Source organism: Pseudomonas sp. p106, from assembly GCF_003936645.1.
Lineage (GTDB): Bacteria > Pseudomonadota > Gammaproteobacteria > Pseudomonadales > Pseudomonadaceae > Aquipseudomonas > Aquipseudomonas putida_E.
Map to the genome: position 1 here is coordinate 1 of NZ_RHQR01000049.1, position 808 is coordinate 808.

Annotated in this window: 1 protein-coding gene; it reads right to left on the reverse strand. The window is 62.1% G+C overall.

Annotated features, from left to right (window positions below):
* A partial coding sequence (locus EGJ09_RS26380; RefSeq protein ID WP_177433184.1) for an immunoglobulin-like domain-containing protein occupies positions 1-808 on the reverse strand: 808 nt, incomplete at both ends.

Here is an 808-nt window from a genome sequence, read left to right on the forward strand (position 1 = left end):
GTGGTACCGGTGATAGTGGCTTTGACCTGGTCGGCGTCTTTGTAGACATCATCAGCCGGAGCTGGAACAGAGACCGTACCGGACGTCTGACCGGCCGCAATATTGATGACCGCGCCATTGCTCAGGGTCACGGTCATCGCCGTGCCGGCTGGATTGCTCAAGGTCGCGGTGTAAACGATCTGGCCGCCTTCAGCGACATCGCCGGTCGCGCTCAGCACCAGGTTGGTGGTCGCCTGAGTAGCCGGGCTGTCGGTAACCGTGGTGGTCGGAGCGCCGGCGGTGTCGAGCTGTTCGTAATTACCGCCTTCGACCTTGGTGATGCTGTTGGTCAGTGCGGTATTGGTGTTGTAGACGTTATTCGGCGCAACGAAGTCGACTGAGCCGGACGATTCGCCGACGCCGATGGTGATGCTCTGACCGTTGGCCAGGGTGACGACCAACGGGCTGCCGGTGACTGGGGCACTGACCGACGCGGTGTACACCACGGTACCGCCCTCGACCACGCTTGGGGTGGCGGTCAACGTGACGGTCGACGTGTCGAGGGTGTCGCTGACGTTGGTCACGACTTCAGCCGGGTTGACTGCGAGGTTCTCGAAGTCACCACCGGTGGTGTCGGTGATGGTGGCTTTGACCTGGCCAGCGTCCTTGTAGACATCATCGGCCGGGGCTGCAACAGCGACCGTACCGGAGGTCTGACCTGCTGCGATATTGATGACCGCGCCATTGCTCAGGGTCACGGTCATCGCCGTGCCGGCTGGATTGCTCAAGGTCGCGGTGTAAACGATCTGGCCGCCTTCAGCGACATCGC